This is a genomic window from Clavibacter sp. GW821-FHT01D01 (assembly GCF_059422605.1).
The window spans coordinates 184,321-209,114 of record NZ_JBWKXC010000005.1; the positions used below are offsets into that span (position 1 = coordinate 184,321).

At 72.9% G+C, this 24,794-nt stretch carries 17 protein-coding genes; 9 read left to right on the plus strand and 8 right to left on the minus strand.

Features of this window, described 5'->3' with window-relative positions; genetic code table 11:
• Positions 1 to 46: 46 nt before the first annotated feature.
• The gene (locus tag AC07VC_RS09180; RefSeq protein ID WP_494675851.1) at positions 47 to 3,070 is read left to right on the plus strand and encodes a bifunctional [glutamine synthetase] adenylyltransferase/[glutamine synthetase]-adenylyl-L-tyrosine phosphorylase; all 3,024 of its coding nucleotides are present in this window, start codon (positions 47 to 49) and stop codon (positions 3,068 to 3,070) included.
• Positions 3,071 to 3,190: 120 nt separating this feature from the next.
• On the opposite strand, the gene glnA is transcribed toward AC07VC_RS09180, so the two are convergent.
• Complete coding sequence (gene glnA, locus AC07VC_RS09185) at positions 3,191 to 4,615, minus strand: type I glutamate--ammonia ligase (RefSeq protein WP_094115847.1); 1,425 nt, start codon at positions 4,613 to 4,615, stop codon at positions 3,191 to 3,193.
• Between the two features lie 194 nt (positions 4,616 to 4,809).
• On the opposite strand from glnA, the gene AC07VC_RS09190 reads away from it, so the two are divergent.
• Positions 4,810 to 5,238, plus strand: coding sequence for an RDD family protein (locus tag AC07VC_RS09190; protein ID WP_494675852.1), 429 nt, complete (start codon positions 4,810 to 4,812; stop codon positions 5,236 to 5,238).
• Between the two features lie 77 nt (positions 5,239 to 5,315).
• Here the strand turns inward: AC07VC_RS09190 and AC07VC_RS09195 are convergent, their stop codons facing one another.
• The gene (locus tag AC07VC_RS09195) at positions 5,316 to 6,035 is read right to left on the minus strand and encodes a J domain-containing protein (RefSeq protein ID WP_494675853.1); all 720 of its coding nucleotides are present in this window, start codon (positions 6,033 to 6,035) and stop codon (positions 5,316 to 5,318) included.
• A gap of 54 nt (positions 6,036 to 6,089) precedes the next feature.
• Complete coding sequence (locus tag AC07VC_RS09200; RefSeq protein WP_317228755.1) at positions 6,090 to 6,800, minus strand: DUF4191 domain-containing protein; 711 nt, start codon at positions 6,798 to 6,800, stop codon at positions 6,090 to 6,092.
• 336 nt (positions 6,801 to 7,136) lie between these two features.
• On the opposite strand from AC07VC_RS09200, the gene AC07VC_RS09205 reads away from it, so the two are divergent.
• Positions 7,137 to 8,711: a protein kinase domain-containing protein gene (locus AC07VC_RS09205; protein ID WP_494675854.1), complete on the plus strand. Its 1,575-nt coding sequence runs from the start codon at positions 7,137 to 7,139 to the stop codon at positions 8,709 to 8,711.
• A gap of 27 nt (positions 8,712 to 8,738) precedes the next feature.
• Here the strand turns inward: AC07VC_RS09205 and sucB are convergent, their stop codons facing one another.
• From sucB to AC07VC_RS09220, 3 genes are all read right to left on the minus strand, one after another.
• Complete coding sequence (gene sucB / locus AC07VC_RS09210; protein WP_494675855.1) at positions 8,739 to 10,187, minus strand: 2-oxoglutarate dehydrogenase, E2 component, dihydrolipoamide succinyltransferase; 1,449 nt, start codon at positions 10,185 to 10,187, stop codon at positions 8,739 to 8,741.
• Between the two features lie 60 nt (positions 10,188 to 10,247).
• Positions 10,248 to 11,621 (minus strand): dihydrolipoyl dehydrogenase, encoded by a 1,374-nt coding sequence (gene lpdA / locus AC07VC_RS09215; protein ID WP_317229530.1) that lies wholly within the window; start codon positions 11,619 to 11,621, stop codon positions 10,248 to 10,250.
• A gap of 91 nt (positions 11,622 to 11,712) precedes the next feature.
• Positions 11,713 to 13,221, minus strand: a complete 1,509-nt coding sequence (locus AC07VC_RS09220) for a leucyl aminopeptidase (protein WP_494675856.1) — start codon at positions 13,219 to 13,221, stop codon at positions 11,713 to 11,715.
• 179 nt (positions 13,222 to 13,400) lie between these two features.
• Here AC07VC_RS09220 and AC07VC_RS09225 point away from each other — a divergent pair, with 179 nt between their 5' ends.
• From AC07VC_RS09225 to AC07VC_RS09245, 5 genes are all read left to right on the plus strand, one after another.
• Positions 13,401 to 14,321 carry a proteasome assembly chaperone family protein gene (locus AC07VC_RS09225; RefSeq protein ID WP_317229532.1) on the plus strand — a complete coding sequence of 307 codons (921 nt, stop codon included), beginning with the start codon at positions 13,401 to 13,403 and terminating at the stop codon, positions 14,319 to 14,321.
• Positions 14,322 to 14,465: 144 nt separating this feature from the next.
• Positions 14,466 to 15,791 carry an MFS transporter gene (locus tag AC07VC_RS09230; RefSeq protein ID WP_494675857.1) on the plus strand — a complete coding sequence of 442 codons (1,326 nt, stop codon included), beginning with the start codon at positions 14,466 to 14,468 and terminating at the stop codon, positions 15,789 to 15,791.
• Between the two features lie 233 nt (positions 15,792 to 16,024).
• Positions 16,025 to 17,497, plus strand: coding sequence for an RNA polymerase sigma factor (locus AC07VC_RS09235; protein WP_494675858.1), 1,473 nt, complete (start codon positions 16,025 to 16,027; stop codon positions 17,495 to 17,497).
• Between the two features lie 3 nt (positions 17,498 to 17,500).
• Entirely contained in the window at positions 17,501 to 18,781 is a 1,281-nt protein-coding gene (locus AC07VC_RS09240; RefSeq protein ID WP_494675859.1) for a MurT ligase domain-containing protein, read from the plus strand.
• Positions 18,778 to 19,512, plus strand: coding sequence for a type 1 glutamine amidotransferase (locus tag AC07VC_RS09245; protein WP_494675860.1), 735 nt, complete (start codon positions 18,778 to 18,780; stop codon positions 19,510 to 19,512). The genes AC07VC_RS09240 and AC07VC_RS09245 overlap by 4 nt, the downstream gene beginning before the upstream one ends.
• A 98-nt stretch (positions 19,513 to 19,610) precedes the next feature.
• Here AC07VC_RS09245 and AC07VC_RS09250 read toward each other — a convergent pair whose 3' ends face one another.
• Positions 19,611 to 19,838: a DUF7455 domain-containing protein gene (locus AC07VC_RS09250; protein ID WP_012038337.1), complete on the minus strand. Its 228-nt coding sequence runs from the start codon at positions 19,836 to 19,838 to the stop codon at positions 19,611 to 19,613.
• 212 nt (positions 19,839 to 20,050) lie between these two features.
• Between AC07VC_RS09250 and AC07VC_RS09255 the strand changes: the two genes are divergently transcribed.
• Positions 20,051 to 22,129, plus strand: coding sequence for a DNA gyrase/topoisomerase IV subunit B (locus AC07VC_RS09255; protein WP_494675861.1), 2,079 nt, complete (start codon positions 20,051 to 20,053; stop codon positions 22,127 to 22,129).
• Between the two features lie 84 nt (positions 22,130 to 22,213).
• On the opposite strand, the gene AC07VC_RS09260 is transcribed toward AC07VC_RS09255, so the two are convergent.
• Positions 22,214 to 24,760, minus strand: coding sequence for a DNA gyrase/topoisomerase IV subunit A (locus AC07VC_RS09260; RefSeq protein WP_317229538.1), 2,547 nt, complete (start codon positions 24,758 to 24,760; stop codon positions 22,214 to 22,216).
• Positions 24,761 to 24,794: the final 34 nt, after the last annotated feature.

Here is a 24,794-nt window from a genome sequence, read left to right on the forward strand (position 1 = left end):
GGCCGACCGGCACCCCGGGCGGCATCCGACGAGTCCGGAGCAGCCGATGAGACGCGGACAGACACTGATCGGCGCGCTCGCCCGCGCCGGCTTCGCCCGGCTGAGCGAGGTCGGGGCGACCCTGACGGAGGCGGCCGAGCTGTCGGGCTGGGCGGAGGCGGACCTGGTCGACGCGCTCACCCCCAGCGCGGACCCCGATGGCGCCCTCGACGCGCTCGTGCGGCTGCTGGGGACCGACCCGGACCGGACGCGCGCCGTCCTCGACGACGGAGACTCCCGGCACCGCCTCGCCCGTGTCCTCGGCTCGTCGGAGGGGCTGGCCGAGTTCCTGGTCCGGCACCCGGCCGAGCTCGACGCGTTCGCCCTGCCGCTCGGCCACGCGCCTTCGCCGGACGACGTGCGGGAGCAGCTGCTCGCCGCCGTCGGCGCGGACGAGCACGGGGTCGCCGCCCTCACGGGGACCCCGGCGCGGGCGGCGCTGCGCATCCGCTACCGCGCGCTGGTCGCGCGCGTCGCCGCCTGGGACCTCGTGCACCCGGATCCCCTCGTCGCCGTCCGCCCCGTCACCGCCGCCCTCGCCGACCTCGCCGGTGCTGCCCTCGAGGCGTCGCTGGCGGTCGCGCGCGCCGAGCTCTCCGCCCCCGGCACCTTCGGCCGGGCCCGGCCCGAGGAGATCCGCGCGACCCGGCTCGCGGTCATCGGGATGGGCAAGGCCGGGGCCCGCGAGCTCAACTACGTGAGCGACGTCGACGTCATCTTCGTCGCGGAGGCCGCCACGGATGCGGGCGGCGACCCCGTCATCGAGCCGCACCGCGCCGTCGAGCTCGCCACCCGGCTCGCGGTCCTCGCGATGCGGGGGATCGACGAGCACGAGGTCGAGCCGGCCCTCTGGGAGGTCGACGCCAACCTCCGCCCGGAGGGCAAGGCCGGTGCGCTCGTCCGGACGCTCGACTCGCATCTCGCGTACTACGAGCGCTGGGCGAAGGACTGGGAGTTCCAGGCGCTCCTCAAGGCCCGGCCGCTTGCCGGCGACGCGGAGCTGGGGCAGCGCTACGCGGAGGCCGTCGCGCCCCTGGTGTGGTCGAGCGCGAGCCGGGAGGGCTTCGTCGGGCAGGTGCAGCGCATGCGCACCCGCGTGACGGACAACATCCCCGCGGACCAGCTGCACCAGCAGATCAAGCTCGGGCCGGGCGGGATCCGGGACATCGAGTTCACCGTGCAGCTGCTGCAGCTCGTGCACGGGCAGACCGACGAGGAGGTCCGGCACCGGGGCACGCTGCCGGCGCTCGTGGCCCTCGCCGACGCCGGCTACATCGGCCGCACCGAGGCCGGGGACTTCGCCCGCGACTACCGCTACCTCCGGCTGCTCGAGCACCGCCTGCAGCTGGAGCGCCTGCACCGCACGCACCTCATGCCCACGGACGAGGAGCGCCTCCGCGTCCTCGCGCGGAGCACCGGGCTCGACGCCCGGGCCGAGGAGCTCGTGACGCGGTGGACCACGACCAAGACGCGCGTCCGCACGCTGCACGAGCGCCTGTTCTACCGGCCGCTGCTCGCCGCCGTCGCGTCGCTCCCCGAGGAGACCCTCGCGCTCACCAGCGACCAGGCCGCCGCGCGGCTCTCGGCGATCGGGTTCGTCGACGCCCGCGGCGCCCTCGGGCACATCCGGGCGCTCACGCAGGGCGTGTCGCGCAGCTCCGCCATCCAGCGCCATCTGCTGCCCGTGCTGCTGCAGTGGTTCGCCGACGGGCCGGATCCCGACCACGGCCTGCTCGCGTTCCGCCGCCTCAGCGAGGCGCTGGGGGAGGCGACGTGGTTCCTCCGGATGCTGCGCGACTCCGCGGGGGCCGCCCAGCGCCTCGCCCAGGTGCTCTCCGGATCCCGCTACGTCTCCGAGCTCCTCGACCGCGTCCCCGAGGCCGCCGCCTGGCTCGCCCGCGACGAGGACCTCCGCCCGCGGACCTGGGCAGCGCTCGAGGAGGAGGCCGTCGCGACGGTCAACCGGCATCCCACGGCCGACGCCGCCGCAGCCGCGCTCCGGACCCTGCGTCGCCGGGAGATCCTGCGGCTCGCGATCGGCGCGATCGTGGGGGTCACCCACGTCGAGACGCTGGGTCCGTCGCTCGCCGACATCACGACCGCCACCCTGCGCGGCGTGATGCGCGCGATCCGCCGCGAGGACGGGCCGTGGCCCGAGTTCGCCGTGGTCGCCATGGGGCGCTACGGCGGGGCGGAGCTCGGCTTCGGATCCGACGCCGACGTCATGCACGTGTTCCGCCCGATCGCGGGCATGGACCCCGAGCTCGCGCAGCGCCGCGCGCAGCTCATCGTCGCCGAGCTGACGCGCCTCACCGAGGACTCGCGCCTGCCGCTCGACCTCGACACCGGCCTCCGCCCGGAGGGACGCAACGGACCGGTCGTGCGCTCCTTCGCGTCCTACCGCGCCTACTACGAGCGCTGGTCGCTGACGTGGGAGGCCCAGGCGCTCCTCCGGGCGCGGGGCGTCGTCGGCGACAGCGGCCTCATCGCGGACTTCACCGCCCTCGCGGACCGCTTCCGGTACCCGGTCGGCATCGGCGACGCCGACGTCCGCGAGATCAAGCGGATCAAGGCCCGGGTCGAGAACGAGCGGCTCCCGCAGGGCGCGGACCCCACGCGCCACCTGAAGCTCGGCCGCGGCTCGCTGAGCGACGTGGAGTGGCTGGTGCAGCTGATCCAGCTGCAGCACGCGCACGACCACCCCGCCCTGCGTACGCCGACGACCACGGGCGCCCTCGACGCCGCCGTGGACGCGGGCCTCATGGACGCGGAGGACGCGGGGCGCCTGCGGGACGCCTGGGTGCTCGCGTCCCGCGTCCGATCCGCGATGACGCTGTGGACGAACCGCACCGCCGACGTTCTGCCCGCCGACCGGGCGGCCCTCGACGCGATCGCGCGGCTCCTGGAGTACCCGCCGGGCTCCGCATCGGTGCTCGAGGAGGAGTACCTGGGGGTGACGCGCCGCTCCCGGGCCGTCTTCGAGCGGCTCTTCTACGGCATCGACGACCGCCCGGATCCGCGCGGGGCTTGAGGCGTCCGCGGACGACCGGCTCGCGCCCCGGCCCGCGCCGGTCCGACGGCGACGGGCCGCCCTCCCGGAGGAGGACGGCCCGTAGTGCGGACGGCCGGTCAGGGCACGCCCGGGTGGCGATCAGACGCCGTAGTACAGCTCGAACTCGAACGGGTGCGGGCGCTGCGCGAGGGGCTTGATCTCCTTCTCGCGCTTGTACTCGATCCACGTCTCGATGAGGTCGGGCGTGAACACGTTGCCCGCCGTGAGGAAGTCGTGGTCGGCCTCGAGGGCGTCGAGGGCCGCACCGAGCGACGCAGGGACCTGCGGGATGTTCTTCGCCTCCTCGGGCGGGAGCTCGTAGAGGTCCTTGTCGACGGGCTCGTGCGGCTCGATGCGGTTCTTGATGCCGTCGATGCCGGCCATGAGCTGCGCCGCGAACGCGAGGTACGGGTTGCTCGAGGCGTCGGGCGCGCGGAACTCGATGCGCTTGGCCTTGGGGTTCGTGCCCGTGATCGGGATGCGGATCGACGCCGAGCGGTTGCCGGCCGAGTAGACCAGGTTGACGGGCGCCTCGAAGCCGGGGACCAGGCGGTGGTAGGAGTTCACCGTCGGGTTCGTGAACGCCAGGATCGCCGGCGCGTGCTTCAGGATTCCGCCGATGTACCAGCGTGCGAGGTCGGAGAGCCCGCCGTAGCCGGCCTCGTCGTAGAAGAGCGGCTTGCCGTCGTTCCACAGCGACTGGTGCGTGTGCATGCCCGAGCCGTTGTCGCCGAAGAGCGGCTTCGGCATGAACGTGGCCGTCTTGCCCCACTGCTCGGCCGTGTTCTTGACGATGTACTTGAACTTCAGGATGTCGTCCGCCGCGTGCACCATGGTGTCGAAGCGGTAGTTGATCTCGGCCTGGCCGCCGGTGCCCACCTCGTGGTGCGCGCGCTCGAGGATGAGGCCCGCGTCGATCAGCTTGAGGCTGATGTCGTCGCGCAGGTCGGCCTGCTTGTCGACGGGGCTGACGGGGAAGTAGCCGCCCTTGTACGGCGTCTTGTTGCCGAGGTTGCCGCCCTCCTCCTCGCGTCCCGAGTTCCAGGCGCCCTCCTCGGAGTCGACCGAGTAGAAGCTCGTGTGCTGGTTCACCTCGTAGCGGACGTCGTCGAAGATGTAGAACTCGGCCTCGGGGGCGAAGAACGCGGTGTCGGCGATGCCGGACGCGGCGAGGAACTTCTCGGCCTTCTTGGCCACCTGGCGCGGGTCGCGGGCGTAGATCTCGCCGTTGCGGGGGTTGTAGATGTCGAACACCATGATGAGCGTGCGCTCGATGCGGAACGGGTCGACGTACGCCGTCGTCACGTCGGGGATGAGCTGCATGTCGGACTCGTGGATGCTCGCGAAGCCGCGGATCGAGGAGCCGTCGAACAGCTGGCCGACGGAGAAGAACTCCTCGTCGACGGTCGACGCGGGGATGTTGAAGTGCTGCTGCACCCCGGGGAGGTCGGTGAACCGGATATCGAGGAACTTGACGTCGGTGTCCTTGATGAACGCGAGCACCTCGGATGAGTCTCTGAACATGTGGTGTCTCCAAAAGGGGGGCCGGAGCGGATGGGACTGACGGATTCAGCCTCTCCGACCCTAGGGGGAAGGGGTTACCTCGCCATAACCGCCGTGTTTCCGCGATGTTACGCAGACGACCCCGGGCGCGTCGCGAGCCCCCGGCATCCCCAGCGGATCAGGGGATCCGCGGGATGCGCGCCTAGGATCGGGAGGTGCCCGCGACTCCCACGTACCCCGAACTCGGCGATCCGTCCCGCAACCGCTGGCCGGGGGAGCGGCTCGGGCTCCCGGAGCGCGGACGCGGCTCCGTCGCCCGCGCCGGCCGCCGCATCCTGGGCATCTGCATCGACTGGGCCCTCGCCGTGCTCGTCTCCTGGGCCTTCTTCGCCTACGACGCCACGGCCACGCTCGCGGTCTTCGCGGTGATGCAGTACGTCCTGATCGTCACGCTCGGCGGGAGCGTGGGGCACGTCGTGCTCGGCATGCGCGTCCGGCCCCTCAGAGGCGGCTACGTGTCGCTGTGGCGGCCCGCCGTGCGCACCGTCCTCGTCTGCCTCGTCCTGCCCGCCGTCGTGTGGAACGCCGACCAGCGCGGCCTCCACGACGTCTTCTCCGGGACGGTGCTCGTCCGCACCTCCTGACCGGCGGAGCGCGGATGCGGCCCGCGGGCCGGCCATCCGACGGCCCCAGGACGCGTGCCCCCGGTGCCGCCGGGACCTCAGCCGGGCTCGCACCCCAGGTACACGAGCTCCGGATCGACCCCGCCGAGGACGACGCGCGCCGGGGACCCCGCGCGCACCGCGCCGAGCTCCCGGCTCTCGGTCTCCCGGCCGTCGTCCGACCGCCCGGTCGTGACCTCGAAGCGGACCAGGGCGGCGCTGCAGTCCTCGGGGGCGGTCATGTCGAGGAGGGTGCAGGAGCTCGTATCCACGCACTCGCTGGCACGGGAGGCGGGATCGAGGACCGCGACGACGGTCGCGCCCTGCGTGAGGTCGGCGCCGACGGTCGTGAACCGGGCGCGCGTGGAGTCCTGGAAGCTCACGAGCACGACGAGCACGCCCGCCAGCGCGCAGACCGCGGCGATGGAGGGTCCGAGACCGCGTCGCGCCCGCTCGCGCCGTGAGCGCCCGTACGGCGACAGCCGCTCCGTGGTCGGGGAGGGGGACGGCGGGCGCGGCGGTCCCGGCGGAGCGCCTGCCGGACGAGTACCGGCGGACGGGCCCGCTCCGGCGTGCGCGCGCTGGCCCAGCAGCAGGGCGTCGCGCGCCAGGGTCAGCTGGACGAACCGCTCGTGCGCAGCCCGCAGCTGCTGGGGGGTGGCCCCGGGGAGCTGGTCGGGATGCGTCTCCCGTGCGCGCCGTGCGTAGGCTCGGCTGATGGTCGGCCGGTCGGCGTCCGCGTCGACGCCGAGCAGCGCCGCAGCGGAGGCCGGATCCATGGGCTCAGTCTGCGCCGGGCGAGGAGCCCGCGCAAACGGCCGACGGGAGCGGGATCAGCGTGCCCGCGACGGGCGGACCTTGAACGGGTCGACGCCCTTGGGGATGGGCATGCTGTTCTGGCCCAGGGAGGTCAGGCGGTTGTTCACGGCCATGACCTCCGCCTTGGTGATCGTGCGGGGGAAGCGCTGGAGGCGTCCCGCCAGCTTGTGGAGCTCCACCGAGTCGGCGTCCGGACCCACGAAGACGAAGTGCACGGGGACGTTGGGGAGCACGCGGGCGATCTTGCGGCGCTCATCCTCGAGCATGCGCGTCGTGCGGCTCTTCGGGCCCTCGCCGATGAGTGCCACGCCGGGGCGTCCCACCGCGCGGTAGACGGCGTCCTGCGACTTGCCGTTGACGGCGACCGGCATCTCGCTGCCGACCCACCCGCGCTTCAGGGAGCTGCGGAGGACGACGCCGACGGCGCCCGGCTGTCCCTTGATCTGCAGGTAGGCGGCGCGCTCGGCCTTCCGGCCCAGGACGATGAGGAACGCGAGGATGCCGGCGAACACCCCGGCGATGACGAACAGGATGGCGGTGAGCCAGTTGCCACCCGTCGCGAACACCGCGAGCAGGATGCCGACCACGATCGGCCCGGCCAGCGCCAGGAGCATCCACCAGACCGAGCTCTTGTCGTACCGGCGGGTCATCTGGAAGACCTGCCACATCTGCTTGATGCGGCCGGGTTCCTTGGGTGCCTTCGGAGAGGCTGTCTTGCGGGCCATGACGCCCACGATACCGGTGCCGGGGCCGATGCCGGGACCTGCGGCGCCGGTCCGGCGGCTCGGCTCCCCCACACGTCTCCATCGCGCCGGCGCGTCCCGGTTCCGCGCATGTGTCCGGCGGGCGGGCCTCGCCGCCGCACACTGCCGCCGACGCATCCCCGCGCCGTCCGTCCGAGGGCGCCCGCGGCGGGGAGGAGAGGACGAGGAGCGATGCACGGAGGACGCACGCGGCATCACGGTTCGGCCCCCAGGAGCTGGGAGGACCGGTCGGGCGCGCGGGAGGCGCGCCCCGAGGAGCGCGGGGGCACGGTCCGGCGGCGCCGGAGGGACGCCGCCGTGGAGGCCGGCACGACGGTCGCGGGGTACCGGCTCGTGCGGCTCGTGGGGAGGGGCAGCAGCTGCCAGGTGTACCTCGCCCGACCGGCGCATCGGGGGGCGACGCCGGATGCGCGCGCGGAGAGCGTCGCGGTCAAGATCGTGCCGCCTACCGAGCGCAGCCGGGGCGAGGCGGAGGTCCTCGCCCTCCAGGCCGTGGAGTCGGATCACGTGGTCGGCCTCGTCGACGTCGCGACCCTCGCGGACGGCGGTCTCTGCCTCGTGCAGCCGATCGCGTCGCGCGGGACGGCGGCGTCGCTCGTGGCGAGGAGGGGCGGGCTCACGCCGGGGGAAACGGTGACCCTCGTGGCGTCCGTCCTCCGCGGGCTCGGGGACCTGCACGAGGCCGGGATCGCCCATGGCGCGCTCGACCTGGGCCATGTCCTGATCGACGCGTCGGGACGTCCGCTGCTGTGCGGCCTGGGCTCCTCGCGTCCGTCGGCCGGCAGGGACGAGGTCGACGGCCGGAGCGCGGATCCGGTCGGGCAGGACCTCGTCCGAGTCGCGCGGATCGCCGAGGCCCTGCGGGATCCGGCGATCGGATGCCCGCGCGTGTCCGAGGAGCGGTGGGACTCGTGGGAGGAGCTCCTGGACGCCGTCATCCACGGGGAGTCCGACCTGTCGGCGCATGAGCTCGCGGACCGCCTCCTCGGTGTCACGGACGCCGCCCCGCTGGCCGAGGCGGCCGTGCACGGCGGCGATGGACGGCAGGATCACGCGGTTCGCCCGGTGGACGTCGGACGGCTCCGGCCCGGACGAGCGCACCCGGGGATCGATGCGCTCGCGCCGGCGCCTACGCATGCGGACGAGGACGCGGAGGCGTGGGATGCGCGCGCCTCCCGCCGACGCGCCGGCTCACGGGCTCCGGCGCGTCGGCATCGGGCGCCGCGCGACCGCGCCGCGATGCGGGCGGCCGCGCGCCTCGGAGCGCTGCGCGACGCGGTCCGCCGCGAGCTGGCGGAGGTCCGGCCGCGGGTATGGCTCCTGGGCGGGACTGCTCTCCTGCTCGTGGCGCTCGGCGCCGCGGCCCTGCCGACCATGGCGAGCTCCGCCCGTGGTGGCTCCACCGGTGCGGAGGACGGGAGCGAGGATGCGACGTCCTCAGCCGTGCCGACGGACACCGGACCGTCCTCCGCGACGACACCCGCGGACGCGGACGGGGACTCCGGCGCGGCGGCCGGCGACGACCCGTCCCTGGCCGCGTCGGCCCTCCTCCGCATCCGGGCCGCGTGCGTGCAGGCCCGCGAGGTCGCCTGCCTCCGGCGTGCGGATCAAGTCGGGTCCCCCGTGGAGGACGCGGACCGGGCGCTCATCGCCGACGACGAGCGCCGCGACGTCACGACGCTGCACGCGGACGACCGGCTGGGAGGCATTCAGCGGATGGGCGACACGGTGCTCGTCCAGCTCCTGCCGGAGACCGGGTCGGCCGAGCCCCCGGTCGGGGATCCATCGGGGCCGGAACGCCGACCGGCCTCCCTCCTGATCGTCAGGGGGGAGGCCGGGTGGCGGATCAGGGACCTGATGGACGACCGGTGACCGGCGTCGCGGATCCCGAGCAGGTGCCTAGATGCCGAGGTCGGCGTCGAAGGCGCCCGCCTCGAGGCGGTTCTTCACGGCCACGAGGAACCGCGAGGCGTCCGCGCCGTCCACGATGCGGTGGTCGTACGACAGGGCGAGGTAGACCGTCGACCGGATGGCGATGGTGTCCTGGCCGTCCGCCGTGATGACCACGGGACGCTTGGTGACGATGCCGGTCCCGAGGATGGCCGACTGGGGAAGGAACACCACGGGGGTGTCGAAGAGCGCGCCGCGCGAACCGGTGTTGGTCAGCGTGAACGTGCCCCCCGCCAGCTCGTCCGGCGACAGCTTGTTGTCGCGCGTGCGGGCCGCGAGGTCCGCGATCTCGGACGCGAACTGGGCGAGGTTCTTGCCCTCGGCGTTCTTGACCACGGGCGTCAGCAGCCCGCGCTCGGTGTCCACCGCGATGCTGATGTTCTCGTGGTCGGGGTAGACGATGCTGTCGCCGTCGACCGTGGCGTTCACGACCGGGTACGCCTTGAGCGCCTCGGCGGCAGCCAGCGCGAAGAAGGGCAGGAACGAGAGCTTCACGCCGGTCTTCTCGAGGAAGTCGCCCTTCACGCGGTCGCGGAAGCGGGCCACCTTCGTGACGTCGACCTCCACCACGGAGGTGAGCTGCGCGGTGGACTGCATGGAGACCACGGCGCGATCGGCGATGAGCTTGCGCATGCGCGACATCTTGGCCGTCGTGCCGCGCAGCGGGGAGGTCTCCAGGGGAGCCGCCGCCGGGGTCGCCGGAGCGGACGCCGCCGGAGCGCTGGACTTCGCGGCCGCCGCCTCGGCAGCGGCGAGGACGTCCTCCTTGCGGATGCGGCCACCGACGCCGGTGCCGGTCACGGCGGAGATGTCCACGCCGCGCTCGTTGGCGAGCTTGCGCACCAGCGGCGTCACGTAGCCGGCGTTGCCGGACGTGGGAGCAGCGGTGGGCGCGGCGGGAGCAGGAGCCGCTGCGGCGGGAGCAGGAGCCGCTGCGGCAGGAGCGGCGGGCGCGGGAGCCGCGGTCTCCTCCGGTGCCGGCGCCTTCTGCTCGGCAGCCGGAGCGGGCTCCGGCTCGACGGGCGCGGGGGCCTCGGCGTCGTCATCCGCCTCCGTGGACGGCGTCACCTGGTCCTCGACGGCCTCCTCGGCCGGGGCCTCGGTCTGCTGCTCCTCGGCTGCGGCTGCGGGCTCCTCGGCGGGTGCGTCGCCGCCGCCCGATCCGTCGCCGATGCGCACGAGGACGGCCCCCACCTCGACGGTCTCGTCCTCCTGGACGAGGATCTCCTCGATGATGCCCGCGACGGGGGAGGGGATCTCCGTGTCGACCTTGTCGGTCGACACCTCGAGGAGGGGCTCGTCGACCTCGACGTGGTCGCCGACGTTCTTCAGCCAGCGGGTCACCGTGCCCTCGGTGACGCTCTCGCCGAGTGCGGGGAGGTTGACGGATTCGCTCATGGGGTTGTCTCCTTCAGGCCCGACTCCGGACCCGGCTCGTGTGTCGGTGTTGACGGGGTGCTAGAGGGCGTGCAGCGGGGTGCCGGCGAGTGCCAGGTGGGCCTCGCCGAGCGCCTCGTTCTGGGTGGGGTGGGCGTGCACCAGGTTGGCGACGTCCTCGGGGTAGGCCTCCCAGTTCACGATGAGCTGGCCCTCGCCGATGAGCTCGCCGACGCGCGCCCCGATCATGTGGATGCCGACGACCGGGCCGTCCTGGACGCGGACGACCTTGACGGATCCGGCCGTGCCGATGATCGAGCTCTTGCCGTTGCCGCCGAGGTTGTACTCGTAGCTCGAGATCTTGTCGGCGCCGAACTTCTCGGCCGCCTTCGCCTCGCTGTAGCCGACGCTCGCGACCTCGGGGTCGGAGTAGGTGACCTTGGGGATGTTGATGTCCTCGACGACCACGGGCTTGTTGCCCGCGATCTCCTCGGCGACGAAGATGCCCTGCTGGAAGCCGCGGTGCGCGAGCTGCAGGCCGGGCACGATGTCGCCGACGGCGTAGACGCCGGGGACGCTGGTCTGGAGGCGCTCGTCCGTGAGGACGAAGCCGCGGTCCGTGCGCACGCCGGCCTCCTCGAATCCGAGGCCCTGCGTCGCCGGGCCGCGGCCCACGGCGACGAGCAGGATGTCGGCGTCGTAGGAGGTGCCGTCCTCGAGCGTCACCTGGACGCCCTGGTCGTCCTGCGTGACCGACTTGAACCGCACGCCCAACGAGAAGGCGATGCCGCGCTTGCGGAACGCGCGCTCGAACTGCTTGCTGATCGACTCCTCCTCGTTCGGGACGAGGTGGGGCAGGGCCTCGATGATCTGCACGTCCACGCCGAACGAGCGCCAGACGGATGCGAACTCGACGCCGATGACGCCGCCGCCGAGGATGGCGACCTTCTTGGGGATGTAGTCGAGCTCGAGGGCCTGCTCGCTGGTGATGACGCGGCCGCCGATCTCGAGGCCGGGGAGCGTGCGGGAGTACGAGCCCGTGGCGAGGACGATGCTCGTGCCGGTGATGGTCTGGTCGCCGACCTGGACGGTGGTGCCGGAGGTCAGGCGTCCCTCACCCTCGATGACGGTGATGCCGCGAGCCTTGATGAGGCCCTGGAGGCCCTTGTACTTGCTGGCGACGATGGCCTCGCGGTAGGCGGTGACGCGCGCGATGTCCACGCCGTCGAAGGTGACGTTGACGCCGTACTTCTCCGACTCCCGGGAGACGTCGGCCACCTCGGCCGAGTGCAGGAGCGCCTTGGTGGGGATGCAGCCGCGGTGGAGGCAGGTGCCGCCGAGCTTGCCCTTCTCCACGAGGCCCACGGTCTTGCCCAGCTGAACCGCACGGAGGGCGGCTGCGTAGCCACCGCTCCCGCCGCCGAGCACCACCACGTCAAAGTTCTGTTCCGACACCCAGGATCTCCCTCGTATGCATCAAGGTCGTCTCATGCGACCGCCCGACCGGGCAGGCGCGGGACCCCCTCAGGAGGCCTCTCCGAGCCTACTACGCGCGGGAAAAACCGGCGGCCAGGGCGAGGAGCGTCCGCACCGCGACACCGGTCGGGCCCTTGCCCGTGAAGCCGTGGCCGCCGCCCTTGTTGTGCGACGGACCGGCGATGTCGATGTGCGCCCAGGGGATGCGCGGCGAGCCCTCCGCGTCGTCGGTGCGGCCGACGAACTCCTGGAGGAACACGCCCGCGACGAGCATCCCGCCGGCCGGGTTGCCCGGCTTGACGTTGGCGATGTCCGCGATGTCCGAGTTGAGGAGCGCGCGCATCTCCTCGGGCAGGGGCATCCCCCACATGCTCTCGCCCTGGTCGCGCGCGGCGTCGAGGAGTCGGGCGACGAGCGCGTCCTCGCCCATGACGGCGGAGTACCGCTCGCCGAGCGCCACGACCTGCGCACCGGTGAGCGTGGCGATGTCGACGATGGCGTCGGGGTGCTCCTCGCTCGCCGCGACGATGCCGTCGGCCATGACCAGCCGGCCCTCCGCGTCGGTGTTCAGCACCTCGACGGTCGTCCCGCCGCGCATCCGGAGGACGTCGTCCGGGCGGATGGCGGAGCCCGAGGGCATGTTCTCGGCGATGCACAGCCAGGCGGTGAGCCGGACGGGGAGCTGGAGCCGGGCCGCGGCGACGACGACCTCGAGGATCGTGGCGGCGCCGGTCATGTCGTACTTCATGCCGATCATGGGCACCGCGGGCTTCAGCGAGATGCCGCCGGTGTCGTAGGTGATGCCCTTGCCCACGAGCGCGAGGTGCCGCGTGGCGCCGGCGGGGGAGTAGGCGACCTTCACGAGCCGGGGCGGGCGCGTCGACCCCTGCCCGACGCCCAGGATGCCGCCGAAGCCGTCCGCCGCCAGTGCGTCCTCGTCCCAGACGCGGACGTCGACGGGCAGCCCGGCCGTGCGCTCGTGGACCGCGTCCACGAACGTCGCGGGGTACAGGTCGAGCGGCGGGGTGTTGACCAGGTCCTTGGTGCCCGCGACCGCCCCGGCGACGGCGGTGGCGCGCGCCACCGCCTCGTCGGCGTCCTCCGCCGTCCAGGCTCCGCCCGCGGCGAGGACGACGACGGCGGAGGCCGGTGGCTTCTGCCCGGCCAGCGAGTCGCGGCGGTAGGCGTCGAAGGAGTAGACGCCGAGGGCGGCGCCCTCGAGGACGGCGGTGAGCTCCGCGAGCGACGCGACGGGGACCGCCACGGCGACGCGCGCGACACCGCGCAACTGCCGCAGGGCGGTGCCGACGGCGTACCGCAGGACGACCGCGTCGACCGCCGCCGAGCCGAGGCCCACGAGGGCGATCGCGCGCGCCGCCGTACCCGTGCCGGGGACGCGCACGACCTCGTCGCGGGCTCCCGTCACGCCGATGGCGGTCAGGCCCTCCGCATCGAGCTCGACGCCCTCGGGCGCGTGCACGCGGATCCCCTCCTTCTCGCTGGAGACGGCGACGACGAGGACGTCCGCCTCCACGTCGGCAGCACGGTCGGGGGACACGGAGAGGGTGGGGAGGGTCATGGGCGCCGAGCCTACCGAGGCGCCGTGGGCACCACGGCCGTGCCAGCCGCGCCGGCCGCGTCGGCACCGCCCCCTCTCCGGAGCCCACCCGCGGGAGGGGACGATGTGTTCGCTCTCGGCACCACGGACCGCGTCCCGTCCGGCCGGGACCGGTCGAGGGCCGGCTCTAGAGTTGGGGCATGGCTGACGCGGACGGACTGTACGAGATCGACACGGACATCGGCGAGGTGCCGACCGGCCTGCCCCTGGTCGCCGGCCTGACCGGCTTCTCCGACGCGGGCTCCGGCGTATCGCAGGTCAGCGAGTACCTCCTGAGCACGCTCAGCCACCGCGACGTCCTGCGCTTCGACACGGACACGCTGCTCGACTACCGCGCCCGCCGCCCCACCATCTACTTCGACCAGGACCACCTCGCCGACTACCGGCCCGCCCGCCTCGCCCTCTACCTGGCGCACGACGAGATCGGCCAGCCGTTCCTCCTGCTCACGGGCTTCGAGCCCGACTTCCGCTGGGAGGCGTTCACGGCCGCCGTGCTCGGCATCGTCGACCGGTACCGCATCTCCACCACCACGTGGGTGCACAGCATCCCCATGCCGGTCCCGCACACCCGCGACATCAACGTCACGGTCAGCGGGAACCGCACCGAGCTCATCGACGCGCTCAGCGTCTGGAAGCCGCACACCCAGGTCCCGGCGAACGCGCTGCACCTGGTGGAGCACCGCCTGCACGACGCCGGCCACCCGGTCGCCGGCTTCGTGCTCCTCGTGCCCCACTACCTCGCCGACACGGAGTTCCCCCTCGCCGCGGTCGCGGCCCTCGAGAGCATCAGCGCGGCCACCGGCCTCATCTTCCCCACCGACCGCCTCCGGGAGGAGGGCCGCGACTTCGTGGGACGGATCGACGAGCAGGTAGCCGGCAACCAGGAGCTCGCGCGCCTCGTGACCACGCTGGAGGAGCGCTACGACAGCTACATGGAGGACACGCCCCTGAAGTCCCCGCTGACCGACGAGGACGGGGCGCTGCCCACGGCGGACGAGATCGCCGCGGAGCTGGAGAAGTTCCTCGCGCGCCGTCGGCCGGCCGACGGCGACCCCGCCTGATCCCGGCGTCCCGCCGCGAACGGCCGACCGCGGACGCGCATCGCTCGGGCGACCGCGCCGGCCCTGGCCCTGGCCCTGGCCCGTGACGATACGCCGCCCGGCGGCGACGACGGCCGCAACCGCAGCGCCGGTATCGTCGTCCCGATGACCAGCACACGTCGCGCCCGCATCGTCCTCGGAGTCGCGATGGTGGCGTACCTCTCCTCCGTGCTCCAGCGCGGATCCCTCGGGATCGCGTCGGTGGAGGCGGGGGAGCGGTTCCACGCCTCGGCCTCCCTCCTGTCGACGCTCGCGGTGACGCAGCTGGTGGTCTACGCGGCGCTGCAGATACCCGTGGGCGTGCTCATCGACCGCATCGGCCCGCGGGCGCTGCTGGCGAGCGGCGCCCTGCTGATGGTGGCGGGCCAGGCGACCCTGGCGCTCTCGACGTCCCTCGAGGTCGCCGTGGTCGGGCGGATGCTGGTCGGCGCGGGCGACGCCATGACCTTCGTGTCGGGCCTGCGCCTCATCAACTCGTGGTTCTCGGGACCCCGGGTGCCCGTGCTGTCCCAGTGGTTCGCGAACGTCGGGCAGCTCGGCCAGGTCCTGTCGGCCGTGCCCCTCTCCCTCGTGCTGCACACGGCCGGGTGGACGCCCGCCTTCCTCGGCTCGGCGTCCGTGGCCGTCGTCGCGTTCATCGCCGTCGTGGTCGCCGTCCGCGACCGCCCGGCCGGCGACCCGCCGCCTCCGCGCGTCACCTGGGGCGACTCCATGCGCGAGCTCGGCCGGAGCCTCCGCCGACCGGGGACGCAGCTGGGCTTCTGGTCCCACTTCGTCACCCAGTCCTCCGGCGTGATGTTCAGCCTCCTATGGGGGTTCCCGTTCCTCGTCGGCGGGCTGGGCTACAGCCCGGCGCTCGCATCCGCGCTCCTCATCGTCATCGTGGCGTCGGGCATGGTCGTCGGGCCCGTCATCGGGATCCTCACGGGACGCTTCCCCTTCCGGCGGTCGAACCTGGTGCTCGGCATCGTCGCCATGATGGGCGTCGCCTGGGCCGTCCTGCTGCTCTGGCCGGGGGTGCCGCCGCTCGCGGTCGTGGTGCTCGTCGTCGTCGCCATCGGCATCGGCGGCCCCGGATCCCAGGTCGGGCTCGACTTCGCCCGCACCTTCAACCCGCCGCGGAGCCTCGGCGCGGCGTCCGGGATCGTCAACGTCGCGGGCTTCACCGCGAGCTTCACGATGATGCTGCTGATCGGCATCGCCCTCGACGTGCAGGATGCGGTGCGCGTCGCCGGCGGGGCCCCCGGCGACCTCTACGCGTTCGACTCGTTCCGCGTCGCCTTCGCCGTCCAGTACCTCATCGTCGGCTTCGGGGCGGTCATGCTCGTCCGGACGCGACGGCGCACGCGCCGGGTGCTGGCCGACGAGGGAATACGAGTGGGGCCGCTGTGGGTTGCCTACATCGACAGGCGACGCCGGCGCCGCGCGTGACATCGCCCGTCACGCTGCGACCACGTGGCTCGTCCGTGCGCCCATCCGTGCAATAATCAGGTACGGACCCGTTCATGTCCTGCATCTCGCACCACCCCGGTGGTGCACGAGCCGCGGACTTGACATGGGTCCTAGCAATGTCCGAAAACAACCCCGACCCACCTCCGGCAGGTCACCCCGCAGCGAGATCGCGGAGCGCGCGACCGGTCGTCGTGGGGACGAAAGGTGTTCGCATGGCCACCCCCTCCACCCCGTCCGCCACCCTGGACGCGGCTGCCGCGACCAGCACGGCCGACGACGCCGCGACGGGTGAGGCGAAGGCACCCGCGAAGCGCGCCCCCGCCCGCAAGGCCGCCGCGCCCAAGACCGCGGCCGCCAAGGCCCCCACCAAGGCCGCCGCGGCGAAGGCCGCGGCGGCAGCCGCAGCCGCTGACGACACGGCCGCCGAGACCGGTGACGCGGACGCCGTCGCGCCCGCGAAGGCGCCGACCGCCCGTGCCAAGGCCGCCGCCGCCAAGAAGGCCGCCGCCGCAGCGGGGGACGCCGCACCCGCCAAGGCGCCGCGCAAGACCGCCGCCAAGAAGACCGCCGCCGCGGGACCCGGAGAGGCCTCCGACGACGAGGGCGACGAGGTCGTCGTCCCCGTGGCCGAGGACGACTCGGAGGACGAGGCCGTCGAGGAGGGCGGCACCATCACCCCGCCCGTCGTGCTCGAGCCCCTGCCGACCGGCGCCATGGTGCTGTCGAACAAGGAGGAGGACGAGGACGTCCCCGTCTACTCGACGACCATCACGGGCGCGACCGCCGACCCGGTCAAGGACTACCTGAAGCAGATCGGCAAGGTGGCGCTCCTCAACGCCGCCGAGGAGGTCGAGCTGGCCATGCGCATCGAGGCGGGCCTGTTCGCCGAGGACAAGCTGGCGAACACCCCGGGCATCTCCCGCGAGCTCGAGCGCGAGCTGCGCTGGGTCGCCCGCGACGGGCAGCGTGCCAAGAGCCACCTCCTCGGAGCCAACCTCCGCCTGGTGGTCAGCCTCGCGAAGCGCTACACGGGTCGCGGGATGCAGTTCCTCGACCTCATCCAGGAGGGCAACCTGGGGCTCATCCGCGCGGTCGAGAAGTTCGACTACACCAAGGGCTTCAAGTTCTCCACCTACGCCACCTGGTGGATCCGCCAGGCCATCACCCGCGCAATGGCCGACCAGGCGCGCACCATCCGCATCCCCGTGCACATGGTCGAGGTCATCAACAAGCTCGCCCGCGTGCAGCGCCAGATGCTCCAGGACCTGGGTCGCGAGCCCACGCCCGAGGAGCTGTCGCGCGAGCTCGACATGACCCCCGAGAAGGTCATCGAGGTGCAGAAGTACGGCCGCGAGCCCATCTCGCTGCACACGCCGCTCGGCGAGGACGGCGACAGCGAGTTCGGCGACCTCATCGAGGACACCGAGGCCGTGGTCCCCGCGGACGCGGTCGGCTTCACCATGCTGCAGAAGCAGCTCGAGTCCCTGCTCGACTCCCTCTCCGAGCGGGAGGCGGGCGTCATCCGCATGCGCTTCGGCCTGGGTGACGGCATGCCGAAGACGCTCGACCAGATCGGCGACACGTTCGGCGTCACGCGTGAGCGCATCCGCCAGATCGAGTCGAAGACCATGGCCAAGCTCCGCCACCCGTCGCGCTCGCAGTCGCTGCGCGACTACCTCGAGTAGGCCGTGCCCCTGCGCCTCGCCGTCGCCGCAGGACGGGCCGCCCGCTGGGCCGCCCGTCTCCGCGGCGGCGGTTCCGCCGTGCCCGGCGTCGTCGCCCTCCGCCTCGAGCCCCGCTTCCTGGAGCGGACGATCGCCGACCTCCCGCACGGCGTCGTCGCCGTCACGGGATCCAACGGCAAGTCGACGACCACCCACATGCTCACCGGCATCCTGCGGGCCCACGGCCTGCGCGTGTTCACGAACCCCTCCGGGGGGAACCTGCCGCAGGGCATCGCGTCGGCCGTGCTCGCCGACGCCGACGCCTCCGGCCGGCTCGACGCCGACGTGGCCGTGCTCGAGGTCGACGAGGCCTACGGCGTCGCGCTCTCGGCGCTGCTCACGCCGCGGACCGTCCTGCTGCTCAACATCCAGATCGACCAGCTGAACCGCTTCCACGAGCCCGACCGGGTCGTCGGCATGCTCGAGCGGATCGCCGCCACGGCGACCGAGGCGGTCGTCGCCAACCGCGACGACGCCCACGTCAACGCCATCGCGGCGCACACCGCTCGGGCCGGTGCCGCGGCCGTCGACTGGTTCGGCGTGTCCGAGGAGCTCCTCGGCGACAGCAAGCACGGGCTCGCGTCCGCCCCGCGGTTCGGCTCGGAGGCCCCGGACCTCGTCCACGTGGCCGCGGGCGTCGAGGCCGTCGCGCTGGCGGGTCGCGAGGCGGTGTTCCGGCTGCCGTCCGGGGACCTGCCCGTGTCCCTCCCCTCCCGCGGCCTGCACTACGCGGTCGACGCCGCGGGTGCGCTCGCGACCGCGCGCCGCGTGCTCGGGGAGCGCTTCGACCCGCGGCTCGCGGCCGAGGGGCTCGGGTCCGTCGCGGCCGTGTACGGACGCGGCGAGATGCTGCGCGCGGGCGACGAGGACATCGAGATCATCATGATGAAGAACCCCGCGAGCCTGCAGATGAACCTCGACGCGCTGGGCGACCCGCCGGAGCAGGTGCTGCTCGCCGTGGACGACGGCACTCCCGACCCGTCGTGGATCTACGACACCGACCTGTCCGCGCTGACCCACGCCGACGTCGTGTCCGGCACGAAGGGCTACCAGCTCGCCGTCCGCTTCGGCTACGAGGGCCTCGAGGTGGGGCGCGTCGAGCCCGACCTCCGTCGTGCGGTCTCGGCGTTCCTCGCCCTGGAGAAGCCGTCGCGCGGGGTCAAGACCATGATCGTCAACTACGAGCAGATGATGGCCATCCGCCGCATCCTCGGCTACACGGACCTCGAGGGAGGACCCGCGTGAGCGACGCCCTGCGCATCCTCCACCTCTATCCCGAGGAGCTCGGCATCAACGGCGACCGCGGCAACGTGACGGTGCTGGTGGAGCGCGCGCGCATCCGCGGCATCCGCACCGAGGTCGTGCGGCACGCGCCGGGAGGAGGGCACCCCGGGCACGCCGACCTCGTCATCGCGGGGTCCGGGCCGTTGACGGCCCAGCGCGCCGTGCTCCCGGACCTCGTCTCCCACGCACCGCACCTCATCGCGCTGCAGGCCTCCGGAGTCCCCGTCCTCGCCGTCGGCGGCGGGCTCCAGCTGTTGGGGGAGTCCGTCCGGCTCGCCGACGGCGGCGAGCTGGTCGGCGCCGGGGTCCTCCCGGTGCGGACGACGCTGACGGCCGAACGCCGCGTGGGGGACCTCGTCCTCGACACCCCGGACGGCGAGCTCGTCGGCTACGAGAACCACGGATCGACGCTCGACATCGGCGCGCACGCTCCCCTCGGGACAGTCCGCGCGGGGTTCGGCAACTCCGGGCAGGGCGGCGGTGAGGGCGTGCGCGTCGGCGCCTCGATCGGCACCCACCTCGGCGGGCCGGTGCTGGCGCTCAATCCGCGCCTCGCCGACGAGCTCCTCGCAGCGGCGCTCGCACGGCACGGACGCGAGCTGCCCGCCGACATCTCCGGCGTCCTCGACCGCCTCGACGGGTGGGCGCGCGAGGCGCGCGCCACCGTCATGGCACGGCCCGCGCACTACTAGCATGCGCCGGCCGGTCGGGCCGGGCATGGCGAAGGGCGCATCCCCGCGGGGGATGCGCCCTTCGTCGTGCGTCGGCCGGAGCCTCGGCGCGTGGCGCCCTAGGCGCGCTCGTCGAGCAGGCGGCTCGACTCGTCATGCCAGCTCGTCGCGATGGCCGACAGCTTCTCCTGGTACTTCTTGCCGTGGTGGGCGCAGAAGAGGAGCTCGGAGCTGTTGACCTCGACTCGGATGTAGGCCTGCGCGCCGCAGCTGTCGCAGCGGTCGTTGGCGGTGAGCTGGTGGTTGTCGAGCTCGTCCACGGGACGCTCGGTGGCGGTCGGTGTCATGTGATGCTCCCCTCCGGGTCGGGTCTGGGTCGAGCCGAATGCGTCAAGTACACCACGTGCTCCCGGGTGCCGGCCCACCCTGCGGCCGCCGTTTCGCTCTGCGCGTAGGCGCAGGCCGGGGACGGCGGGTCGGAGGGGGAGGCACCGGGCGGCGGTTAAGATCGACACCGGCTCGCGTCCGGCGATCGCCGGACGCACATGGAGGACAGCACGTGGCAGCATCCGATTATTCCGCCCGCCATCTCTCCGTCCTCGAGGGGCTCGAGGCGGTGCGCAAGCGGCCCGGCATGTACATCGGATCCACCGACTCGCGCGGGCTCATGCACTGCCTGTGGGAGATCATCGACAACAGCGTCGACGAGGCGCTCGGCGGCCACGGCGACCGGATCGACGTGCGGCTGCACCCGGACGGCAGCGTCGAGGTGCGCGACACCGCACGCGGCGTCCCCGTCGACATCGAGCCGAAGACGGGACTGTCGGGCGTCGAGGTCGTCTTCACGAAGCTCCACGCGGGCGGCAAGTTCGGATCCGGCTCCTACGCCTCGTCCGGCGGGCTCCACGGTGTGGGCGCCTCCGTCGTGAACGCGCTGTCGGAGCGCCTGGACGTGGAGGTGGACCGCGGCGGACGCACTCACGCCATGTCGTTCCGCCGCGGCGAGCCCGGCATCTTCGACGACCAGGGCGAGCCCAGCCCCGACGCCCCGTTCCGCCCCTTCACGTCGGGGAGCGAGCTGCGGGTCGTCGGGAAGGTGCGCAAGGGCGTCACGGGCACGCGCATCCGCTACTGGGCCGATCGGCAGATCTTCACCCGCGGGGCGTCCTTCCTCACCGAGGAGCTCCTCGGTCGCGCGCGGCAGACCGCCTTCCTGGTGCCGGGGCTCAGCATCGACATCGAGGACCTCCGCGGGGAGCAGCCGGTGCGGGAGTCCTTCCGCTTCGACGGGGGCATCGCCGAGTTCGTCGACCACCTCGCCGTCGACGCGCCGCTCACCGACACCTGGCGGCTCGAGGGGTCCGGCACCTTCACCGAGACGGTCCCCGTCCTCACCGACGGCGGCGCCATGGTGCCGACGGAGCTCACCCGGGAGTGCGCGGTCGAGATCGCGCTGCGCTGGGGCACGGGCTACGACACCCGGTTCAAGTCGTTCGTCAACATCATCGCCACGCCCAAGGGCGGCACCCACCAGGCCGGGTTCGAGGCGGGGCTGCTCAAGTACGTCCGCGCCCAGGTGGAGGCCAACGCCCGGCGGCTGAAGGTCGGCACCGACAAGCTCGAGAAGGACGACGTGCTCGCGGGGCTCACCGCCGTGCTCACCGTGCGCTTCCCCGAGCCGCAGTTCGAGGGCCAGACGAAGGAGGTCCTCGGCACGCCCGCCGTCCGCGCCATCGTGTCCCAGGTCGTCCAGAAGGCCATGGCCGAGCGCTTCGCGTCGACGCGCCGGGAGGACAAGGCGCAGACCGCCGTGCTGCTCGAGAAGGTCGTCGGGGAGATGAAGTCGCGGATCTCCGCGCGCACGCACAAGGAGACGCAGCGCCGGAAGAACGCCCTGGAGTCCTCGTCCCTCCCCGCGAAGCTCGTCGACTGCCGCTCGAACGACGTCGCCAACAGCGAGCTCTTCATCGTGGAGGGCGACTCCGCCCTCGGGACGGCGAAGCTCGCGCGGGACAGCGAGTACCAGGCGCTCCTGCCGATCCGGGGGAAGATCCTCAACGTGCAGAAGGCGTCGCTGCCCGACATGCTCTCGAACACCGAGTGCGCGTCGATCATCCAGGTGCTGGGGGCCGGTTCCGGCCGCACGTTCGACCTGTCGGCGGCGCGCTACGGGAAGATCATCATCATGAGCGACGCCGACGTCGACGGCGCCCACATCCGCACGCTGCTGCTCACCCTCTTCTTCCGCTACATGCGGCCCATGATCGACGAGGGCCGCGTGTTCGCCGCCGTGCCGCCGTTGCACCGCGTCGTGATCATGAACCCGGGCTCCAAGCCCAACGAGGTCGTCTACACGTACTCCGAGCGCGAGCTCGCGGCGGTGCTGGCGCAGGCCAAGCGGCAGGGGAAGCGGTACCAGGACCCGATCCAGCGCTACAAGGGCCTCGGGGAGATGGACGCCGACCAGCTGGCGACCACGACCATGGACCGCCGCAACCGCACCCTGCGCCGGGTGCGGGTGGACGACGCGGAGGCGGCGACGCGCATGTTCGAGCTGCTCATGGGCAACGACGTCGCACCGCGCAAGGAGTTCATCATCGACGGCGCGGGCACGGTGCGCGACCGCATCGACGTCTGACGGGAGGCGCGGGAGCCCCGGACGCCGGACGGCCGCGGACCCCGGGGCCCGCGGCCGTCCGCGCGGGGATGCCGCACCGGCGCGTCAGGTGTCGAGGGGCGCCGACCCGTCCTCCGCCGAGGGCTCGACGACGCCCACGGCCGCGCCGGACGCGGCATCCGGGGCGTCCGCGGGCGTGACGGCCTGCCCGACGCTGCCGACGGGCTTCTCGAGCGGGATGCCCGAGCCGTCCCGCTTCATGCCCGTCGGCGGCAGCTGCCGCACCTCGCCCGCGGCGCCCACCGCGAGCGCGGGGCCGGGGCCCACCCACGCCAGCGCCAGGTGGTCCTCGCCCTTCAGGTAGGCGTGCGCGCGCACGCCGCCCGTCGCGCGGCCCTTCCGCGGGAAGTCGGCGAAGGCGGAGACCTTCGCACGGCCCGGGTCGACGCCGGAGATGGTGGCGGACGACGCCGAGATGGTCACCACCTGGGCGCCCTCGGGCGCCACGGAGGAGAAGTGGACCACGCGGGCGCCCGCGCCCAGGTTGACGCCGGCCACGCCGCCGGCCTGGATGCCCTGCGGGCGGACGGAGACGGCCGGGAAGTGCAGCAGCTGCGCCTCGCTCGTGACGAACACGAGCTCGTCCGTCTCCGCGCCCTGGCGCGCGCCGACGACCTCGTCGCCCTTCTTGAGCGCGATGACCTCGTACTCCGGCTTCGCGGGCAGTGCGGACGGGGCGACGCGCTTCACGACGCCCTGGCGGGTGCCGATGGCGATCGCCTCCTCGGTGCCGAGCGCGACGAGCGCCACGACCCGCTCCTTCTTGTCGGTGAGCCCGAGGTAGTCGCGGATGCGGACGCCCGCGCCGAGCTGCACGCTCGCCACCGGGACCACGGGCAGGTCGACGGGCGTCATGGTGACGAGGCGCCCCGTGCTCGTGATGGCCCCGATCCGCGTGCGGCTCGTCGTCTCGATCGCGGTGAGCACCGCGTCGTGCGAGCTGCGCCGGACGGTCTGCAGCGGCGTGCCCGGAGCGTCCGTCGGGAGGTCGACCCGCACGGCCCGGCCCGTCGTGGAGAGCAGGACCCGGCACGGCACGTCGGCGATCTCGAGCACCGGCGCGGACCGTCGGCTGGACGCCCCGGCGACGCTCGGCGCCGCCTCCGTGAGGAGCGTGCGCCGCGGCGTGCCGAAGCGGTCGGCGACCTCCTGGAGCTCGGTCGAGACGAGGGAGCGGAGCCGTCGCGGGTCGGCGAGGATCGCCTCGAGCTCCGCGATCTCGGCCTGCAGGCGGTCGCGCTCCTCCTCGAGCTCGATGCGGCTGAACCGCGTGAGTCGGCGGAGGCGGAGCTCCAGGATGTAGTCGGCCTGCAGCGTCGACAGGTCGAATACGTCCATGAGCCGGGCGCGCGCCTGCTCGGTGTCGTCGCTGCCGCGGATGACCTGGATGACCTCGTCGATGTCGAGGATCGCGATGAGGAGCCCCAGCACGAGGTGCAGGCGCTCCTGCCGCCGCGCCAGGCGGTAGCGCGTGCGCCGCGTGACGACGTCGAGGCGATGGGCCACGTAGACCTGGAGCAGCTCCGTGAGGCCCAGGGTCTGCGGGCTGCCGTCGACGAGCGCGACGTTGTTGATGCTGAACCCGTCCTCGAGCGGCGTGTAGCGGTACAGCTGCTCCAGCACGGCCTCGGGGTTGAAGCCCGTCTTGATCTCGATGACCAGCCGCAGGCCGTGCGTGCGGTCGGTGAGGTCCGTGACATTGGTGATGCCGGACAGCTTCTTGTTCTGGACGCCGTCCTTGATCTTCTCGATGACCTTCTCGGGCCCCACCAGGTACGGCAGCTCCGTGACCACGAGACCCGACTTACGGGGCGTGAGGCTCTCGACCGAGACCCGCGCGCGGGTCTTGAAGCTGCCCCGGCCCGTGAGGTACGCGTCCTTGACGCCCTGGAGGCCGATGATGGTCCCGCCCGTGGGCAGGTCGGGACCGGGCACGAAGGCCATCAGGTCGTCGAGCGACGCATCCGGGTGGTCGATGAGGTGGCGCGCGGCGCCGACGACCTCGATGAGGTTGTGCGGCACCATGTTCGTCGCCATGCCGACGGCGATGCCGCTGGCGCCGTTGACCAGGAGCTCGGGGAACGCGGCCGGCAGGACGGAGGGCTGCATGAAGGCGTTGTCGTAGTTCGGGACGAAGTCGACGACGTCCTCGTCGAGCCCCTCCACCATCGCGAGGGCGGACGCCGCCAAGCGCGCCTCGGTGTAGCGGGGCGCGGCGGGCCCGTCGTCGAGGCTGCCGAAGTTGCCGTGGCCGTCGATGAGGGGGACGCGCAACGTGAACGGCTGCGCCATGCGGACCATGGCGTCGTAGATCGCGGTGTCGCCGTGCGGGTGGAGCTTGCCCATCACCTCGCCGGTGACACGGGCCGACTTCACGTGCCCGCGGTCGGGGCGGAGGCCCATCTCGCTCATCTGGTAGAGGATGCGGCGCTGGACGGGCTTCAGGCCGTCGCGCGCGTCGGGCAGGGCCCGCGAGTAGATGACCGAGTACGCGTACTCGAGGAACGAGTTCTCCATCTCGGTGGAGACGTCGACGTCCTCGATCCGCTCGGCGGGCTCGTCGGGCGTGGTGTTCGTGGTGGAGGGACTCATGGACTCTCTGGGTCGGGATCGGCGTCGCTGCGCG

Bases quoted from the DNA above. Each gene is read 5' to 3' on its own strand.
- AC07VC_RS09180 (WP_494675851.1), top strand. From the start codon at position 47: ATGAGACGCGGACAGACACTGATCGGCGCGCTCGCCCGCGCCGGCTTC.
- glnA (WP_094115847.1), bottom strand. From the start codon at position 4,615: ATGTTCAGAGACTCATCCGAGGTGCTCGCGTTCATCAAGGACACCGAC.
- AC07VC_RS09195 (WP_494675853.1), bottom strand. From the start codon at position 6,035: ATGGATCCGGCCTCCGCTGCGGCGCTGCTCGGCGTCGACGCGGACGCC.
- AC07VC_RS09200 (WP_317228755.1), bottom strand. From the start codon at position 6,800: ATGGCCCGCAAGACAGCCTCTCCGAAGGCACCCAAGGAACCCGGCCGC.
- sucB (WP_494675855.1), bottom strand. From the start codon at position 10,187: ATGAGCGAATCCGTCAACCTCCCCGCACTCGGCGAGAGCGTCACCGAG.
- AC07VC_RS09220 (WP_494675856.1), bottom strand. From the start codon at position 13,221: ATGACCCTCCCCACCCTCTCCGTGTCCCCCGACCGTGCTGCCGACGTG.
- AC07VC_RS09225 (WP_317229532.1), top strand. From the start codon at position 13,401: ATGGCTGACGCGGACGGACTGTACGAGATCGACACGGACATCGGCGAG.
- AC07VC_RS09230 (WP_494675857.1), top strand. From the start codon at position 14,466: ATGACCAGCACACGTCGCGCCCGCATCGTCCTCGGAGTCGCGATGGTG.
- AC07VC_RS09235 (WP_494675858.1), top strand. From the start codon at position 16,025: ATGGCCACCCCCTCCACCCCGTCCGCCACCCTGGACGCGGCTGCCGCG.
- AC07VC_RS09250 (WP_012038337.1), bottom strand. From the start codon at position 19,838: ATGACACCGACCGCCACCGAGCGTCCCGTGGACGAGCTCGACAACCAC.
- AC07VC_RS09260 (WP_317229538.1), bottom strand. From the start codon at position 24,760: ATGAGTCCCTCCACCACGAACACCACGCCCGACGAGCCCGCCGAGCGG.